The 17,940-nt window shown below is 48.5% G+C and carries 17 protein-coding genes; all 17 read right to left on the reverse strand.

All coding sequences use genetic code 11. The features are described 5' to 3' along the window. Positions 1-4 precede the first annotated feature (4 nt). Complete coding sequence (locus ACRRS0_RS19120; RefSeq protein ID WP_432455994.1) at positions 5-595, reverse strand: Maf family protein; 591 nt, start codon at positions 593-595, stop codon at positions 5-7. Beyond that, complete coding sequence (gene mreD / locus ACRRS0_RS19125) at positions 580-1,065, reverse strand: rod shape-determining protein MreD (protein WP_432455993.1); 486 nt, start codon at positions 1,063-1,065, stop codon at positions 580-582. Before mreD ends, ACRRS0_RS19120 begins: the two co-directional genes overlap by 16 nt. 28 nt (positions 1,066-1,093) lie before the next feature. Next, complete coding sequence (mreC, locus tag ACRRS0_RS19130) at positions 1,094-1,909, reverse strand: rod shape-determining protein MreC (protein WP_432455992.1); 816 nt, start codon at positions 1,907-1,909, stop codon at positions 1,094-1,096. Positions 1,910-1,989: 80 nt separating this feature from the next. Beyond that, positions 1,990-3,033: a rod shape-determining protein gene (locus tag ACRRS0_RS19135; protein WP_432455991.1), complete on the reverse strand. Its 1,044-nt coding sequence runs from the start codon at positions 3,031-3,033 to the stop codon at positions 1,990-1,992. 596 nt (positions 3,034-3,629) lie between these two features. Beyond that, positions 3,630-7,163: a DUF6701 domain-containing protein gene (locus ACRRS0_RS19140; protein WP_432455990.1), complete on the reverse strand. Its 3,534-nt coding sequence runs from the start codon at positions 7,161-7,163 to the stop codon at positions 3,630-3,632. After that, a complete protein-coding gene (locus ACRRS0_RS19145) occupies positions 7,160-7,627 on the reverse strand; it encodes a hypothetical protein (protein ID WP_432455989.1) in 468 nt (155 codons plus the stop codon). The genes ACRRS0_RS19140 and ACRRS0_RS19145 overlap by 4 nt, the downstream gene beginning before the upstream one ends. Beyond that, the gene (locus tag ACRRS0_RS19150; RefSeq protein WP_432455988.1) at positions 7,599-8,411 is read right to left on the reverse strand and encodes a PulJ/GspJ family protein; all 813 of its coding nucleotides are present in this window, start codon (positions 8,409-8,411) and stop codon (positions 7,599-7,601) included. Before ACRRS0_RS19150 ends, ACRRS0_RS19145 begins: the two co-directional genes overlap by 29 nt. Next, positions 8,411-8,959, reverse strand: coding sequence for a type IV pilus modification PilV family protein (locus ACRRS0_RS19155; RefSeq protein WP_432455987.1), 549 nt, complete (start codon positions 8,957-8,959; stop codon positions 8,411-8,413). The genes ACRRS0_RS19150 and ACRRS0_RS19155 overlap by 1 nt, the downstream gene beginning before the upstream one ends. Beyond that, a complete protein-coding gene (locus ACRRS0_RS19160; RefSeq protein WP_432455986.1) occupies positions 8,949-9,422 on the reverse strand; it encodes a pilus assembly FimT family protein in 474 nt (157 codons plus the stop codon). The genes ACRRS0_RS19155 and ACRRS0_RS19160 overlap by 11 nt, the downstream gene beginning before the upstream one ends. Before the next feature lie 47 nt (positions 9,423-9,469). Next, positions 9,470-9,958 (reverse strand): prepilin-type N-terminal cleavage/methylation domain-containing protein, encoded by a 489-nt coding sequence (locus tag ACRRS0_RS19165; protein WP_432455985.1) that lies wholly within the window; start codon positions 9,956-9,958, stop codon positions 9,470-9,472. 35 nt (positions 9,959-9,993) lie between these two features. Beyond that, a complete protein-coding gene (locus ACRRS0_RS19170) occupies positions 9,994-10,671 on the reverse strand; it encodes a pilus assembly FimT family protein (protein ID WP_432455984.1) in 678 nt (225 codons plus the stop codon). Next, entirely contained in the window at positions 10,668-11,132 is a 465-nt protein-coding gene (locus ACRRS0_RS19175) for a hypothetical protein (protein WP_432455983.1), read from the reverse strand. Before ACRRS0_RS19175 ends, ACRRS0_RS19170 begins: the two co-directional genes overlap by 4 nt. 19 nt (positions 11,133-11,151) lie before the next feature. Next, positions 11,152-12,381 (reverse strand): type II secretion system F family protein, encoded by a 1,230-nt coding sequence (locus ACRRS0_RS19180; protein WP_432455982.1) that lies wholly within the window; start codon positions 12,379-12,381, stop codon positions 11,152-11,154. Beyond that, a complete protein-coding gene (locus ACRRS0_RS19185) occupies positions 12,381-14,129 on the reverse strand; it encodes a GspE/PulE family protein (protein ID WP_432455981.1) in 1,749 nt (582 codons plus the stop codon). The genes ACRRS0_RS19180 and ACRRS0_RS19185 overlap by 1 nt, the downstream gene beginning before the upstream one ends. A 2-nt stretch (positions 14,130-14,131) precedes the next feature. Next, complete coding sequence (locus tag ACRRS0_RS19190) at positions 14,132-15,331, reverse strand: tetratricopeptide repeat protein (protein ID WP_432455980.1); 1,200 nt, start codon at positions 15,329-15,331, stop codon at positions 14,132-14,134. Continuing rightward, positions 15,328-16,233: an ExeA family protein gene (locus ACRRS0_RS19195; protein ID WP_432455979.1), complete on the reverse strand. Its 906-nt coding sequence runs from the start codon at positions 16,231-16,233 to the stop codon at positions 15,328-15,330. Before ACRRS0_RS19195 ends, ACRRS0_RS19190 begins: the two co-directional genes overlap by 4 nt. Positions 16,234-16,242: 9 nt before the next feature. Further along, a complete protein-coding gene (mshL, locus tag ACRRS0_RS19200; RefSeq protein WP_432455978.1) occupies positions 16,243-17,937 on the reverse strand; it encodes a pilus (MSHA type) biogenesis protein MshL in 1,695 nt (564 codons plus the stop codon). Between the last annotated feature and the right edge of the window lie 3 nt (positions 17,938-17,940).

A 17,940-nucleotide genomic window follows, 5' to 3' on the forward strand; every position in this document is an offset into this window, starting at 1 on the left:
TAACCTAGCAAGTTAAATAACAATGAAGTAAACGATCGGTTTCAACTAAGGGAAGCCCGACCACCGAGCTATAGCTGCCCTCAATCGCTTCAACAAATTTACCACCGATCCCTTGGATCGCATAACTCCCTGCTTTATCGCAGGGTTCGCCGCTAGCCCAATAGTCGCTCATTTGCTGCATAGAAATAGCACAGCACTTCACCTGAGTGGTGACCAATTCGGTATGGGGCTGATCTTGATAATACAAACACACAGCAGTCATCACTCGATGCTGCTTGGCACTTAACAACTGAAGCATTCGTTGACTATCGGCCTGATCTTTTGGTTTCCCTAAAATCTGCCCCTGACAAACTACGATTGTATCCGACCCCAGCACTGCGCTGTTCGCATCCGTTTGCTGACGATATATAAGCGCCGCCTTTTGCTCCGCCAAACGCCTCACTAATTGCTCTGGCGTTTCATTTGCTAACACCGCTTCATCAATATCGGCCGCTTGCACACTAAAGGCCCAGCCCAACTGAGTGAGTAACTCGATTCTTCGGGGGGAGGCCGAAGCCAAAATCAGCGGGTAAGCTTGCTTCACGTTATTTTCCATTGGCGACGCAATTTACGTAACAATAAGAATATCCATGGCCAAGCAACCGCAGAAGTAATCACAGGATAGAAATACCCCTCAGGCAGATGTATATCCAGCACTAAATATTCGGCCCAAAATACCACCAACTTCGCAAGGGCAACCATCACAGCAACAACCAAGGCTTGTTGCCACACCGAAAAATTGCGTAAACGGGTAAAATTGGTCGCCGCAAGATAGGCGACGATCGACATCGCAAGCGCCCTAACACCCAAAGTTGAACCCAGCAGAATATCAAGGATAAATCCGACTAAAAACGCACTCCCCACATTACTGCGATGCGGTAAGGCAATGGTCCAATAAAACACCCCCAGCAATACCCAGTCGGGACGAAAAGCATCGGCGACCAAAGGCAAGGGAATAATCGCCAATATTAAGGCAATTAAATGACAACAGAGAATGGTCCCGCGACCATTAATTTTTTCTAACATGCAAAAGCCTTTGTTGCCGAACCCACTATCACGGCCAAATCAATAATAAATAACGTAAACGATCTAACTGAACCAAGGGCGTCGCAACCACATCAGCATAGGGCTTGCCCTCTTGATAAGCAAAACGACTAATCAGCGCAACCGGATAACCTTCAGGAAATACCCCCCCCAAACCAGATGTGACTAATACATCGCCTTCAACAATATCAGTACTACGCGGAATATGCGGTAACTGTAACCGACCCAGCTCTCCGGTGCCATTCGCCACCGCCCGGATGTCATTACGGGCAATCCGCACTGGAATGCCATGACTGGCATCGGTGATCAATAGTACTCGACTGGTGGTGGTGCCCACATGTAGTACCTGGCCAATCACTCCCACATCGTTAATCACCGGCTGACCTTCGAACACACCATCAAGTTGACCTTTGTCGATCACCACTTGATGAGAAAATGGATCCGAATCCACCGCCATAATTTCGGCCACCAGCTTGCGACTATCGTGACGCACAGGCGAGCCCAGCAAGGCGCGTAAACGAGCATTTTCCTTGGCTAAACTTTCCAACAATAACTGATCCGCCCGATTCAGCAACAGCTGTTCTTTTAAGATGTTATTCTGCTGTTTTAGCTGTTGACGAGTCTCCAACTGATCAGACATTGAATCCATCAACTGACCCGGCATATTGGCAATATATTGCAAAGGACTGACCAATGAATGCAAATAGATCCGCCAAGGCTGAAAGGCCAATAGTTTACTGTCGGCGAAGATAAGAAATAAAGACAAGGCAATCGCCAATAAAAGGCGAAGTTCTATAGATGGACCTGAGCCGAAGATGGGTTTCATCGGTCTTTACCTGAATAATTTTCTGAGTGATTTAGAAGAGAAATGGCGAGGCTAATCAAGCACTCGCCATTGCAGCGGATTTATTCGTAATGAAATAAATCGCCGCCATGCATATCGATCATTTCAATGGCCTTACCACCACCACGAGCAACACACGTGAGCGGATCATCAGCAACAACAACCGGAATACCGGTTTCTTCCATGAGTAAACGATCTAAATCACGCACCAAAGCACCGCCACCGGTCAATACCATGCCACGTTCAGAAATATCTGAAGCTAACTCCGGCGGGCTTTGCTCTAAGGCAACCATCACCGCACTCACAATGCCAGATAAAGGCTCTTGCAGGGCTTCTAAAATTTCATTGCTATTCAAGGTGAAACTTCTTGGCACACCTTCCGCTAAATTACGCCCACGAACTTCTATTTCGCGCACCTCATCGCCAGGATAGGCAGAACCAATCACGTGTTTAATGCGTTCTGCAGTTGCTTCGCCAATCAAGCTGCCATAATTGCGGCGCACGTAATTAATAATCGCATCGTCGAACTTATCACCGCCGATCCGTACCGAAGATGAATAAACCACTCCATTCAATGAGATAATAGCCACTTCGGTGGTCCCGCCACCAATATCCACGACCATCGATCCGGTCGCTTCCGATACCGGTAAACCTGCACCAATCGCAGCGGCCATTGGCTCATCAATTAAATACACCTCTCGGGCACCTGCACCCATCGCCGATTCACGAATGGCGCGGCGCTCAACCTGAGTAGAACCACAAGGCACACACACCAAGACCCGTGGGCTTGGGCGTAAAAAGTTATTATCGTGAACCTGTTTGATGAAATGCTGCAACATTTTTTCGGTCACATAGAAATCGGCAATCACACCGTCTTTCATAGGACGGATCGCTAAAATATTACCGGGAGTACGCCCCAACATTTGCTTGGCGGCATGTCCTACAGCCGCTACACTTTTAGGGCTACCACCACGTTCTTGACGAATCGCGACAACTGAAGGCTCGTTAAGCACGATCCCCTGATCTTTAACATAAATAAGTGTATTAGCTGTTCCTAAGTCAATAGACAAATCGTTAGAAAACAAGCCTCGAAGCTTTTTAAACATAGCTAGGCAAATCCTGAGAAGAAATAGTATCGATGATAAGCGATTAAAACTTGGCTCACTTTACCAATGCAGGCCAAGATGAGCAAGCATACTCTGGTTTCAAACAAAGTATAGTGAGGACTATCACCGAAGATCAGACTTCACCACAGCGGTGTTGCACATTTTATAAACAAAACAGCAGGATCGATAGACTTTCAAGCTGATGAGTAAGGCCGTATATCAATTGAGCCCGATAGCTGCGACTCATCTGGTGATACTGATCGCTCGTTTGGCGAAGCCAAGCCAGTAAAGTGCAACCGCGAATCTGAATTGGCTGATGCCGTATCAATCCACCGAAGCCTCAAGCTGGAGCTCCAATCGCTCTACTTTTGTTATAAAACATGGCTTAAGTCTCGCCTCTTAACAGCCCTTACAACAAGCGACCACTCACTTTGAAACAAAAAAAACCGCAAAAAAATTAAGCGAAGCCTAGCAAATAAAAATAATATAAATCATAAGCTTGCACTAAGAAAGTCCCAACAACTGCATCAAGCTGATTGACCAACGCGAGACACAGACCTTAAGTTCTGATGCTCACTGAACACGAAACGCTTTGTTTAATAGAGCATCCGCCGCTCAATCACGCGCTCACTCTGGCGGAAGATCCCAAAACTCACTTCTCCTGCGCCGGCTTGATCATCATTATCATCGAAACGGCCGTCTCCATTCCAGTCATCGCGCAACCAAAGGTTAGCAGGATGATTATCAGGATTGAAGTCTAACCAATACTGCACGCTGCCGGTGTTATTTTGCCCCGGAGAAGCAAAGTCAAACCACAAAATGCCCTGATTTATCGCAGACGACCTGACCTTCACACGGCTGGCTCCTTCCCCCACAGCTGCAATTGTTTCTAAGTTCGAGGGCAGTGCCGCCGCTTCGGGCGCAACCTGTAGTATATTCTGACTCACATCGGTACAAGTATCCTCAGTATTGGCTTGATAACGGCCATTTAAGAAATATTGCACCTCACCAGTTGCCGCGATCGGCTGCAACTCAGAGCCATAAGCATTGTTCAAACGCAAACGCCCGTGGCGAAACTCCGGCGCTTGACCTAAGGAACAACTACCATCGTCATTACAGTTAAACTGCGCGCCATCTTGATCGATTAAAACCAGTCCAATCTCCATGTCGCGAATCGGCTCTTCGCCAACCACGCCTTCGCGCTTAGTTAAACCGGAACTTACGGGGGAAGAGAGCTCAAACCAGCCTTGCGACCAGCCTTGCGGCACCGGGTCGATGAGCCAGCGTTGATTCACCTGCTCATCACTCAAACCACCTAACTGCCAATGATCCTTGGGCTCCCCGCCCTGAGCCACCACCTGCACCCGATAATCGGTAGCTGAATCATAATTCTTAACCAAGTCTCCACCAGTATTATAGGCGCCAATCTTCCAGCTTAACTGTTGTTGCGGTTGACCCAAATAAGTAAAACTGCCACAGCCCGCGCGAATCTCTGAGGAGTCAAGGCCATAATATGCCGGATAAAAGCGGCCTACATCAACGCTGCCTTGCGGCGTAAATACCTCACCATTGGCCGCGGTCAGTGGAAAAGTATAATCGAGATAAGAGACAAGCTGCGCCTTTAAGGCGATACTCCCCACCTCATTCCAGGCTAAACCCTCATAAGTCGCCCGCCCATTCTCCCAAGTCACATCAGCTACCGTTAGCTCACCATCAAACACCTCTATCGGGCCACTCCCATCGGGATCGAGTGGAGTATTTAATTGATGACTGACTTTCACCGCCTGACTCGACTCGGGCTTAAAATTAGCCGTGGTACAATCTGTAAGCGGGCCATCGCAATTGCCCTTCAGCGCCACCAGTTCAGCCTCAAAGGGCGCGCCGGCGGCAACAAAGCCATCTCCGCTTGAGGCCGTCCCCTGCGGGTTCTCCTTCCCGCTTGGGGAGCGAACATCGCTCCAAACAAAACGCTCTGGCAGCCAATCCAGGTTGACACTGGCACGTAAGGTCTGCAGACCCTCATCATCTATACTGTCATTTTTATCCCAAAAATTTACCGCAATCTTGCCAGCATCGGGATAAACCAAGGCGATGCTCTCACTTTGACCAGCGGTAAACTGAACCTTCACATCGCTCGCCTCACCCTCTGCTGCGCCCACTACAGTCCCCTTCACACTCAAGCCCTGCGAGCCCTGACTGGGGTTTAGGTAGTCACTCCAAAAAGATAGCGATTTCTCGCCCGTATAATTGACGATCTGCGCGCAGCCCGGGCCATCTTGATTTTTACCCACGGCGGTTAAGCGCAAACGCGCATCGGTATTCGCGATATGCGGGTTCTCCCCATAGCTGCCGCTTAGTTCAGTTTTGAAACCGTAGGCTTTAAAATCAACATTCTGACTATCAAAAATACTGCCATCCTGAGCTTTCAGACTGGTCTGTCCCTCAAGGGCATGAAAGATACTCAGCTGCACTTGACCTTGATCATCGGCTGCAAAAGTATACTGAGCCGCACCATTCATACTCGGGCTTAAGCTGCCATAACCGTTGTTGGCCTGATTGAGGATTGCCCATTCGCCATTACCGCTACTGCTGCTTAAATCCACCGAGCCGAGAAAGCTTTGATCAACCGCACCATCCAGCAGCGCGGTTAAAGTAACGGTATGCGCTTCACAACTTAAGCCGATAGAGGCCACTTCCAGTTTTAGCGCCGCCTCCCCCACCGGCGGGTCACCAATACAGGTTTGAAATTGACTCGCAGGAATAATAGTTAAGCGATGCTCACTAGGTTTTTGCCAATACAGATAATAATACTCATTACCTGTATGTTCATGATATCGAAACTCAACTTTGTGCCAACCTTTTGCCAAGTTCAGAGACACTCGATTTTGCGGTTGTTCAGATTTACTATGTAGACCATAGTAGCCAGTGACCACTTGCTCATCAATCAGCAGCTCAACTGCATCATCCCCATCCACCGCAAACTGGTAAGTCCCTGATTCTGGGGCATTCAAATAACCGCTGATAATTCCCAGGTAGTAATCTTGTTGTGAACTGTGAGGATTCACATCTCGGCCGCCACCATTAATCCGAGTTAAAATAGAGCTGCCTAAATAGTATTTCTCTACCGCTTGTTGCTTAACAAGCTTCTGGTACTGCTTAGCATTTTCGGGCGAACGCGGTTTTCGCTCACTATTCCAAGGGCGACTATCATAAGTAGAAAAATTCAAGCCCGCAGGACAAACTGGCGGTGGGGTATATGTGCCTTCACACATCGGCGAAAAATCGACTTCGCCAGCATTTGCAACACCGTAAACTTTGCTGCCTTGGGCTAAGTCTATAATTTTGTGTCGAGAGAATAAGGCTCCGCTGACTTCGGCTTGGTACTCTAGGCGAATATTTTTTCGAGCATAAGCAACAAATGCAGCTTTGGTCTCCTGAGCTAACTCAATTCTGTCTCGCGTATAAATCGCTAATCGTAGCGGATTGCCATTGAAATTAAGTTGCGATTGATAGCCAGTAATAAAGTGTTCTTTAACAAAGATTTTAACGGTACCGCTGTTGCCCAGCACTTCGAGCTTTGCATTACCCCCGAGATCAAAATTTCCATCGATCCAATAGCTTCCTGGTGAAAGGCGCAAAACACTCTGGTAATCCAGAGCAATATTTTTGATGAAATACTCATCGCGTTGGCTTGAAAAAGTAATGACACTTCGCGTGCCGCCTCGAATATCGCCAAAATTATCGGTGTTGTAGGCCCCGCCACCAAGCGTAACGCTCTCTTGATAACCAACATTGACGGACTGGCCTCGACTTTTTTTCTTAACGGCAACATTAGTCCCGTCATTAGCTAACTCACCGCTTACCCGGCAATCTCGGTTGGCGTCAGGACAGGTATATGTGAAAGAACCCTCGTTATCTATATCCGCAACATCCAACTGACCTTGATTGGAACCAAATATTTGCGCTTCATAACCGATGGAAAGTACCGAATTTGGCGCTGAAGACGCGATTGGCCCTGAGAACACTTCACCACATTCCACCGCCCAAACACTGTGTGACACCAATAAGCTTAAGGCCAAACCAGAAGCACCATCAAACAACAAACGAACAACCTGCTTTAAATAGTTCATAAGGAACTCCGGGTCTGTACCCTTTGGCTGCGTTGTACCGCCACCCCACCTGCGCCACAGCTGGCGGTGGCGCTCAAATCAAAAAAGCGCGTATCAGATAACCCCACCGCCGAGACCGCCAGGTGATTACAGCGAAGCTGCACACTACACTTGGCAAAACCTTCACCGGTCAACGTGGGATTTGAGTTCACGTCGGCACAATCAGCAGGATTAGGCAGATTAAGCGGAAATAACTCGGACAAGGCCTGCTCCAAGCCCGATGCCGCGGCCAGGTTGGCCCGGGTGCCCAAGACCTCCCAGGCGGCATTGCGCGAAGTATCTTGGATCATGCTGCTTAAGCCCGCCCCCAGCAGCGCCATCACCACAATCACAAACAAAGCCACCAGCAAGGCGCTACCGCGCTGGCGGTCGCACCGACAGGGTAAGCGATACAAACTACGGTTGGTTGAGCACCACAATGTCATGATTAAATTCCACTACTTCATTATTTTCAACAAAGGCCAGGCGCAGATTCACTAAACCGTTTCGGGTTAAGCTGGGCTCAACAACCCGAAACGGCTGAACCGAGCTTGGCATCTGTAGTTTACTCGCCATCAACATCCCATTGGTAGCACTCGCAGGCTGGTAACGGATTAAATTGCTGCCTTCGACACAGTAGCGCACCGGCTCACTAAGAATAAACAAACGCTGCGCTGGAGAACCACTGGCAAAACTCACCGAATTGGCAAAATTGAGCGTACTCAGCCCTGAACCCGCATCTGCGCTCATGCTATTTAGACAAAACACTTTGCCGGTCTCTAAATCACAGCCAGCGTCGAGCAACTGACCCACGCCATTTAAAACTTCATTGCTACTTAATACATAAACACTAGCCCAAGCATCGCCCTGCGCCGTGACCACCGGCTGGCTTGGGGAAGTGACCACACTGGCAGAAACTGCACTATTCGGGGCAATGGGCAGGTCAATATAGGTATGACTGGAAAGCGTTGGCACAAAACTCAGGCAATAATCAGCTTGATTATTCTTATTGGGATCCAAGCGAGCACTATTGGGTAGGCTATTATGCAACTCCCGACTCAAACGTTGCAGGGCAAAACGCGCCTCGCCGAGCAATACCTGGCGGTCGGCCCCTTGGCGATAAATTAAGCTACCGGTACGAATAAAATCACTGCTGGCGATGGCTAAAATCGCCAGCAGTACCATGGTGAGCACTAATTCGATGAGGGTGAAACCGCTCGGGCGCTTCATCAGTAATTCCACCGATAGGCACTAAAAGCATAGTCTACCGAATTAGGTGCTCTCACCCACAGGTCAATCCGTTTCGCCTGATTTTGCCCATGCTCCGAACTATCAATCGCCACTCGATAACTATAATGACGATACACATCGGCTAAATCGACGCCCAGACTATCGTCGATGGTGATATACCGGCCATCGGTCACATAATCATCCACATCGTTATACTGCGCACGGCTCTCGCCATCGGGACCATAATTTGCGCGAGTCGTACAAGTTTGAGAAGCGGTTGGTGCAGACGCTTCGCCGCAACGCCAGAGGCCTCCGCCCGTATGATCAGAGCGCTGGTCAAAGGATTTGGTCAAGATCTCATTCATCAGACTGGATCCCAACTCAGCGGCGCGGATCTGATAAACCGGATCGATGCTACGCCGCGCCAAAGGCGCCACAAAAGAGCTTATCACCACCAGTGCTATCGCCATGACCACCATGCCAACCACCAGCTCAATCAGGGTAAACCCGTGCACCACCGCACGGCTCACAACATGCTTATTCGGCATGAATGTAACCCTCCGCCTCAATCACAATGGCTTGGCGTTGCTCTCCCTGAATAGTAATACGGCAAGGCAGGCGACGACACAGGCTGGAGTCGGCGAGAATGACTCGCCCCATGCCATCAAATACCAGCTTTCCCTGACTCACCGTGAGTCGCTCAGAGAACTCGACCGTGGTCGGACCGATGGGCTGGTCACGGCAACGACCACTCGAATCAACTTCACCAGAATAATAGGAGTGGGCACTTATTTGCAGGAAGAAGCAGCGCTGATAGTGATTCATCGCCTGAGTTTGCACCAACTGCAAACGACTCACCAGTTGCTCGCGTAAACTCAGTTCATCAACACCACTACGTAAAAACTTTGGGGCCACCGTCACCGCCAAAATAGCGATTAAGATGAGAGTAATCACCAGTTCAACCAGAGTGAAACCGGTATAACGGCAATGAGGTCTTAGCGGGATATGCAAGTGCACCCAAAATTAATAAAGGCTAGCCGAAGCTAGCCCTTAACTCATTAACAGCCGCCAGTAAAAGCGGTAATCACTGGCGTTGCGCCATTAGCAGCAGACTCGGTATATTCGACACGACATTTATCCGTATCTGCTGCTGCACTATTCGGTTCAGTGAAACCTGCAGGGGTGATCACCACCGGGGCGGTGCCAGTAATAGTCCAATTGGCAGTCGGTAAATCTATCCAGCGATTACGTTCAGCCACTGTGGTTAAAGCCGCTTCGGCAGGATAGCCAAATGCCGTAGTAACATCCCCGCCACCGATTTGAATAGTGTCATCGGCCTCGGCTTCTACACCATCAATCGCTGCACGGCTATAAACAATATTAATACCGCCACGCAAAGCGCCTTCAAGGCCTGAAACCGTCGATGTACGCGCATCGTTCGACAGATTCAGAAATTTTGGTGCGGCGGTCACCGCCAAGATCCCCAAAATAATAATCACAATCACCAATTCGATGAGCGTAAAGCCTTGTTGTTTCATTGTTTTCATTTCTATATCCTTAGAAAATTATTGATTTAAAATCGTTAGTTAGGAATATTGGTAAATACCCGCCCCGCGGCAGGCTGATAGCTAAAATTATTGAATGATGTTTCATCACTTCCTGGGTTTAAATAACTGCCATCGCCACTTTTTGCCAAGGAATTCACCTGATAAAAGATACAACGGCTGGCTTCTGCTGCACCGGTCACGGTGGCATAATACTTATAGTAATCGCCTTGGGTCGCCACTTCGCTAAAATTGGCGGTAGCTCTTGCTGGATTCTGTAAGATTGCCTCCCATACCTTAATACATTTGCTGCCCGAAATCGTCCCCGGGTCCACCGCCTCATTGTCACTACTCATTGGATAGCCGGGAGCCACACTGCCATTACTAATTTGCGCCGCCGTTGGCGTGGTTAAATACAGTTGCTGGGCGTCATAAATCACTTTATTTTTACCGTTTTCACTGGGACGGCCTTCGGCTTCCCACTGCGCTCGAGCTAAGGAGACCCCTGTCGCAAAACCACCTGCAACGCCCTCTAAACTTGCGATTTTGGCCTCATCGGTAACATCTAAAAATCGGGGTAAAGCGGTCGCCGCCAAAATGCCGAGGATCACAATCACAATCACCAATTCAATAAGCGAGAAACCACTTTGCTGAGTCCGCAGCGCGCCTGCTGTTGAATATTTCGTCACCTGCCATCCACTCCCATCAATCATCATCGATTTGTCACCAAGCCCTGGCTTGCGTGGTAAATAATTTCACCTTGCGGCGCCAAATGGTAATAACAGCGCTGCTGCTGATACTTGGCCTTGGCTTGCGCTTCAAGACTGAATTCAAAACCAATCATATACCGCCACAATTGCAAACACTGTGCAGTTGAACTCACTTGTGGCCAACCAGCATCATTCATCTCCAGCCTAAAACTATCGACGTCTGCCGCTTGCGGATGCTCTAAAGCTTGCTGATATAAATTTAAGCTTAGCTGCTTGGGTCGCGACTGGGCCAACCACAAACCATGAAACACTCCTAACTGAGACTTCCAAGTTTGCGTATACTCTTCTACAAGCTGTTGTTCTGCATGGTTTATTGTCCTCATTAGGCTGGCTAAAAGCAACCATACAAGCAACAAAACAATGGATAGACTCACTAGCCAACGAAAACGAGCCGAGTGAGAAGACATTTTGCGGTTCTCCCGCTGTCTAGCCACCCCTGACAGCTCGCATCATATCCCACATTGGGGTAAAGATCCCCAGCGCTAAAATCAACACCATCACCGCAACAATGCAGATTAAAATAGGTTCGATCCGCGCGGTCAAACTCTTCAAATCATAGTCCACTTCACGTTCGTAAAAATCAGCGGCTTCGGCGAGTAGTTCATCCACTTGACCAGTCTCTTCTCCCACCGAGATCATTTGCAGTACCAATGGCGTAAATAAACCACTCGCGGTGGCGTTACGCAGTAAGCTTTCGCCCCGTTCAATCCCACGCCGCATGTCAACGATCCGCTCAGCCATGAAGGCATTATCTACCGCCGCCGCCACCAGCGATAAGGCTTGGTTAAGCGGAACACCGGCGCCAAGCATCATCGAAAAACTACGCGAGAAACGGGCTAACAATGAACGCTCAATCACCGAACCCACCACCGGTAAACGCAAGCGGGTTTTATCCCAACGCAGCCGCCCCGCTGGCGTGGCTACATACCCACGAACCGCAAAAATTGCAGCCACCACAGCCACCAATAACCAGGGCCAATAGTTCACAAAAAAGTTCGAGGTGCCAATTAATATTCGGGTTGCCAAAGGCAGCTCCGCATTAAAACGACCAAAAATTTCGGCAAACTTAGGGATCACAAAAATATTAAGGATCACCATTGCGATCACAATTGCTAAGATCACAAAGGTTGGATAACGCATTGCCGTTTTAATCCGTTTACGGGTATCCATCTCCAACTCAAGATATTGGGATAGCTGCAAAAATGCTTGCTCCAACTGACCGGTATTTTCGCCAACATGCACAATACTAACAAACAGCTGCGAGAACACTTTAGGATACTCCGCCATCGCTGTCGAAAGCGTTCGTCCACTACTGAGCGAATCGTAAACGCCAGCCAATGCGAGTTGTAAACTCTTGCTATGCGCGCTCTCGGCTAAGCCATTAATCGCTCGCATAATTGGGATCCCAGCCTTGGTCAGCGAATACATCTGCCGCGTAAATACCACCAGCTCATCTAATTTGATCCGCCCTTGCCATAGGCCACTTAAATCGAGCGTGCTCAAGCCCTGACCCTTGGCTTTTATTTCGGCAATTTTTATCGGCGTCAATCCTCGGCGAAGCAAACTTTCTGCCACTGAATTTTGCGAACTCGCCTCTAGCTCGCCATCGATTAAGCGACCACTACTATCACGAACTTGATAGTGGAAAATAGCCATTAGTGGGCCTCATCCAAATCGCCCACGACCGAGCCGTAGAGATCAATCTCTTCCACTAAACGTAATACCTCTTCAACCGAGGTAATGCTTTGCTTCGCATAATCTAGCGCCGCCAAAGAGAGCGGACGGTAGGAAGCAGCGGCTTTGGCCACTTTGGAAAATTCGTCAGGGTTTTCCCGTCGTAAACATTCCATCATTGCTTCGTTTAATTCCAGTAATTCAAATACCCCAACACGACCTTTATAACCGGTGTAATTACAACTTTGACAACCGCGCCCATGATAAAATTTGCTCTCTGACAAGTTGTCATTGCTCAAATGTTCTAACCAAACCTTCTGTTCCGAAGTTAATGGCTGCGGGTGTTTACAGTTTTCGCATAAACGGCGCACCAAACGTTGAGCAATCACCGCTCGCAAGGAACTCGCCACCAAATATCCTGCCGCACCCATATCAATTAAGCGTAGCGCACTGGTAATGGCATCGTTGGTATGTAAGGTGGTTAAAACCAAGTGACCGGTTAAGGCGCCACGCAGGCCTATTTCTACGGTTTCTTGGTCACGCATCTCCCCGACTAATAAGATATCGGGATCTTGACGTAAAGTGGTCCGCAGAATGCTCGAAAAATCGAGGCCGATCTTAGTGTTCACCTGCACCTGGTTAATCCGAGGCAATCGATATTCCACCGGATCTTCCACGGTGATAATTTTAGCGCCGGGTTGATTTAATTCGGTTAAGGCTCCGTATAGAGTGGTGGTTTTACCACTCCCGGTTGGCCCCGTCACCACAATCATGCCATGTGGGCGATGCAGCTGACGACGAACTCGCTCCATGATGTCTGTGGGCATGCCCGTTTGTTCTAAGGAAAGGATCCCTGTGGACTGATCCAGCAAACGCATCACCACCGATTCTCCGGCTTGAATTGGCATCGTAGATACCCGCACATCGATGGAATGACCCCGAACCTTAATATTAAATCGGCCATCTTGAGGGAGACGTTTTTCCGAAATATCTAGGCCCGACATCAGCTTCAAACGTAGTACTAAGGCAGAGGCTATTTGTACTTCGTTGAGCACGCTTTCTTGTAAAACGCCATCAACCCGTTGCCGGATCCGCAATACTTTTTCGTCAGGTTCGATATGAATATCAGAGGCCCCGACCTGCACCGCATCTTCAAATAACGACTGCAGCAATTTAACCACCGTGGTTTCGTTGCTCTCATCATTAGCGGTAACCAAACCAATATTGAACTCATCGCTACTGGCATATTCTTCTTTTAATTCTTGAGCAAAACCTTCAATTTCACGGGTTCGACGATAAAAGCGATCAAAAGCCTCTAGTACTTGAGACTCTCGAACCACTACATATTCAAGCTGATGCGGAGACAATAAACCCGCCAGGGTATCGGTCGCCGAGAGATCAGCCGGATCGGAAATGGCCACGGTTAATACATCAGCATCTTTATGGATCACCAATGCTCTTAAACGTCGAGCATGTACTTCACTCAGCAATACCGCAGCATTGGCATCCACCGCAATTTGTCCTAAATCAACAAAGGGGATCCCTAACTGGCGCGCTAAAAATTCTAACAGCTGAACTTCGCTAATCACACCCAACTCAATCAGCGCTGCGCCCAATTTTTGTCCGGTTTGTTTTTGTTTGGCTAAGGCCTGACTTAGTTGTACATCGCTAATCACCAGTTCATTAACTAACAAGTCGCCTAAGCGCATACGTAATTTTGGTTGCGCCATCGTTATTGCTCCAACTGCCGAATACGGCTGGTGACAAAATCACCGGTTTGACTAGAAAGTTGCCCCATTTGTTCGGCTTGATGATAAGCCGCCAACGCTTCTTTATAATGACCCAGTTTATCGTTGGCAATCGCGTAACCCAGCCACCAACGCGCGCGAGAAGGTTGTTGTTTTAGTAACAAGCGATAACTATCAAAGGCTAACTCGGTTTTATTTAAGCGCTGCGCCAAACTCGCTAACATGGCGTAATAATCAACGTTCCCTGCCACCTCTGGCCGCTGCGCATCAAGGTAGAACAAAGCCTGCTGCCAATTCTGTTGTTGAACAAAGATCCGCGCCAACATCAAACGAAATCCACTATGTTGCGGACTCAGTTGAATCCCCGCTTCAAGTAAGCCAACCGCACGACTAACATCGCCACGACCAAACTGTAAGGCAGCCAATTGTTCGCGAACCGAATGCGCACGAGGATCTAATTGCAAGGCCTTACTAAACTCACTGCGTGCTTGCTCTAAACGTTTGTTATCCAAGGCCTCCATAGCGCGTCGGGTGTATAAGTCAACGCGCTGCTCCAAGCTTAAGGTAATGGGGGTGATTTGCAAACTGGCCGTTGTCGATGCCGTGTCTAACGGCTTCGCTTGAACTTGTGTCTTGTGCGGATCATCAAGCGCAGCAACCGAGCGCGGCGCAAACTTTTCGACTGACTTGCGGGGGATGGCAGCGGATGTTTCTTGGCCGACCTCAGGGGCGACGGACTGACTCTGCCCTGCGGGCTGAACCACGGCGCTTGTTTTCAGCGAAGCAGCCTTGATCATCGGCTTTAATGGCATCACTTCACCAGGCGCGACTAGCAATGAAGGCGTCTCGGCGGCAATACTCGGACCCTTTTCAACGATAGGCAAAGTGACAGCCATTGCGCTAGCAACTGTTTGTAAATTTGGCTCTTCTACTGATGGCGTTACAGACGACTGAGGCTCTGAACTATCTGCTTCAGTCAGCACCTTTACATCACTATCGATATGAATGCTCTGAAAATAACGCAGTGCTAACCAGGCAGAAACGGAGAGAGCTAACAAGACCACCGCCATCAGTAAGTAGGCTCTTAAACTACGCCCCGAATCGTCCACCAAAGGTGACATACTCTGCGGATTGGTCTGCTGTCGTTTATCTAAATCTTTCAGCATTTGATTAATCACACTCATTGCCTGAGCCCCCACCAGAAAGCAGCGGCAATACCAAGTCCAAGAGTGATGACCAAGCCCATCACCCCCAAACTATTGCGCCTAAAGCTTGCATCCTCGGTATCATCAATCGCCTGCTTCACCATTGCCACACTCACTTGCTGAGCACCTTGCCCATAACACAACATCAATACTTTATGGGCGAGGATATTGATCAATCTGGGGATCCCACGACTGGCGTCGGTTAACATGTTTAAGGAAGCCGCGGTGAATAATGGCCCTCCGCGATAACCACTCAAATGCAGGCGATGTTGAATATAACTGGCCACTTCATCTTTTTGCAACGCTCGTAAACGATATGAAAAAGAGATCCGTTGCCTTAATTGACGTAATTTGGGGCTCGCTAAACGCTCGTCTAGCTCCGGCTGTCCAAATAAAACCACATGTAATAACTTACGCTGTTCGGTCTCTAAATTACCGAGTAAACGGATCACTTCGAGCGCCTCATCGCTGAGCGCTTGGGCCTCATCAATAAGCAATACAACCGGCCGATCTTGGCTGGCGAACTCTATGAGTCGATGATTCAGCAGTTCCAACAACTGATGAGCTGAACGCTCAGTTTCAAGCATCAGACCCAGTTCACTGGCTAAAGCGGCATGGATTTGTTCAGCGGATAAACTGGGGTTAGGCAAATAAGCAAATTGATATTGCTCGGCCATCTCGTTAAGCAGCTTACGGCACAATAAGGTTTTACCGGTGCCGACTTCACCACTCACTTTAATAAAACCTTCCCCCGAAGCAAGTGCCGTTTCTAAGACCTGAATCGCTTCATGGTGGGGCAACAGCGCTTGATACAGGCCGGTGTTTGGCGTTAAACCAAATGGCGCTTGAGAAAGGCCAAAATACTTAAGATATACCGCCACTAAATCCGCCTAATTATCTTCTGGGTACCATGTATTTAGCAGCTTTTGAGACTTCTTCAGCTCATTCTGCCAAGTTTGTTGTTGCACCACCGTAGGCTGGATTAAAATAATCAGTTCAGTTTTAGAGCTTGCCTTAGAGCGGTTGGTAAATAACTCGCCGAGGCCAGGAATAGAACCAATAAACGGAACCTTAGAGACTAATTCTTGCTGCTTACTACGCATCAAACCACCAATCACCACCACATCTCCAGAATGAGCCTTAATCACCGTGTCCGTCTCGCGAATATCACTTTGTGCTAAGGGTAAGTCCAAACTCCCCATTTCGCTGCCAAAGTTAATCTCTTTACGCTGCTCAACCACATCGGTTACCGAGGGGTGAACATGTAACAATACTTGACCATTATCATCAATTTGTGGTGTCACATCTAAGGCCACGCCAGAGAAGAAAGGGGTCAGCTCTACGGTCGGAGTGGTTACCGTTGAAGTACCACTAATCGTGGTACTGGAGACATCAGTCACAAAATATTCGTCGGTCCCGACTTTAATCACCGCCTTTTGATTGTTCGAGGCCGTAATTCGTGGACTGGAAAGCACATTCACATCACCTTGAGTTTGCAGCAAGTTGACCACTGACTGGAAGTTACCTTCAGTAATCGTGAGCGCCCCTCCTCCCCCAAGAACACTGCTAATCGCATTACCCGGTAGCTGTGACACACTGTTAAATAAAACCTCGGTCGAGCCGATTAAATCACCCGCGTTGGTCCAATCAATGCCCTGTTGGTAACCATCACTTAAGGTCACTTCGATAATTTTTGCTTCGAGGATGACTTGGCGTTGTAAGTTAGTTTCTGACTGATTCAAGAAAGCCTTAATGGTACGTATTTCATCAGGAAAAGCCCGAACTGTGACTAAGCCGGCTTGGGGGCTCACCACGACCATTCTGCCATCCTCCGCATAGGCTGAAGCGCCATCATTACGGCTATTCAAGCCAATCATGCCGCGTAATGAGTCTTCCAACTCTGACCAAAAGCGCGTTTCAGTTGAAGATTCAATGCGAGTACCATCAAAACTATCGCTACGACTCGAATTGCTATTTGAACTATTTGAACTATTCGAATTACTATTTGAAGAATTGTTCGAATCACCGCTACTAGAGCCATTGTTACTATCTTGATTAGCCGTAATCCCTCCAGAGCTAATCCGAGTTCGCGTATAGCCATAGCGCTCGAGCATCAAATAATTTAGCGGTATGGTTTCAATACGCATGCCCGCAGGGTAAACATGTAACACTTTACCGCGTCGTTGAATATCATAACCATACATATCGGCGACCACATCAATGGTCTCTTTGAGCGTCACCTCTTTCAGCTGAAGGCTTATTTTTCCTTCAACTCCGGGATGTATCGCCACACTTAACGGGGACCCCTGAACTAAGGCAGGAAAAAATGCCTTGGCTTCGACATCACGCGCATTCACATCAAAGCGGTGCTCTGTCTGCAATAAATCATCTTGTTGTAAAGCTAACTCAGGCATCAGTTCCGCCTGAACAGCATCGGGCAAATCTAAAGCAGGTTTAGGTATATCACTTTGCTGCTGAGCTTCCGTGATCGCTTGCTTCGCTTCGCTGGGATTGGGGCGAGGAGTTGTTTGACAAGCATTTAATAGAACTGCCGCCAAGCCTACAAAAATCCATTTCATATACATCTA

This window comes from Agarivorans sp. QJM3NY_29, from assembly GCF_050870835.2.
Taxonomy (GTDB): domain Bacteria; phylum Pseudomonadota; class Gammaproteobacteria; order Enterobacterales; family Celerinatantimonadaceae; genus Agarivorans.

Excerpts from the sequence above, each read along its gene's own strand:
- ACRRS0_RS19120 (WP_432455994.1), bottom strand. The coding sequence starts at position 595 with ATGGAAAATAACGTGAAGCAAGCTTACCCGCTGATTTTGGCTTCGGCC.
- mreD (WP_432455993.1), bottom strand. The coding sequence starts at position 1,065 with ATGTTAGAAAAAATTAATGGTCGCGGGACCATTCTCTGTTGTCATTTA.
- mreC (WP_432455992.1), bottom strand. The coding sequence starts at position 1,909 with ATGAAACCCATCTTCGGCTCAGGTCCATCTATAGAACTTCGCCTTTTA.
- ACRRS0_RS19135 (WP_432455991.1), bottom strand. The coding sequence starts at position 3,033 with ATGTTTAAAAAGCTTCGAGGCTTGTTTTCTAACGATTTGTCTATTGAC.
- ACRRS0_RS19140 (WP_432455990.1), bottom strand. The coding sequence starts at position 7,163 with ATGAACTATTTAAAGCAGGTTGTTCGTTTGTTGTTTGATGGTGCTTCT.
- ACRRS0_RS19145 (WP_432455989.1), bottom strand. The coding sequence starts at position 7,627 with ATGACATTGTGGTGCTCAACCAACCGTAGTTTGTATCGCTTACCCTGT.
- ACRRS0_RS19150 (WP_432455988.1), bottom strand. The coding sequence starts at position 8,411 with ATGAAGCGCCCGAGCGGTTTCACCCTCATCGAATTAGTGCTCACCATG.
- ACRRS0_RS19155 (WP_432455987.1), bottom strand. The coding sequence starts at position 8,959 with ATGCCGAATAAGCATGTTGTGAGCCGTGCGGTGGTGCACGGGTTTACC.
- ACRRS0_RS19165 (WP_432455985.1), bottom strand. The coding sequence starts at position 9,958 with ATGAAAACAATGAAACAACAAGGCTTTACGCTCATCGAATTGGTGATT.
- ACRRS0_RS19170 (WP_432455984.1), bottom strand. The coding sequence starts at position 10,671 with ATGATGATTGATGGGAGTGGATGGCAGGTGACGAAATATTCAACAGCA.
- ACRRS0_RS19175 (WP_432455983.1), bottom strand. The coding sequence starts at position 11,132 with ATGTCTTCTCACTCGGCTCGTTTTCGTTGGCTAGTGAGTCTATCCATT.
- ACRRS0_RS19180 (WP_432455982.1), bottom strand. The coding sequence starts at position 12,381 with ATGGCTATTTTCCACTATCAAGTTCGTGATAGTAGTGGTCGCTTAATC.
- ACRRS0_RS19185 (WP_432455981.1), bottom strand. The coding sequence starts at position 14,129 with ATGGCGCAACCAAAATTACGTATGCGCTTAGGCGACTTGTTAGTTAAT.
- ACRRS0_RS19190 (WP_432455980.1), bottom strand. The coding sequence starts at position 15,331 with ATGAGTGTGATTAATCAAATGCTGAAAGATTTAGATAAACGACAGCAG.
- mshL (WP_432455978.1), bottom strand. The coding sequence starts at position 17,937 with ATGTATATGAAATGGATTTTTGTAGGCTTGGCGGCAGTTCTATTAAAT.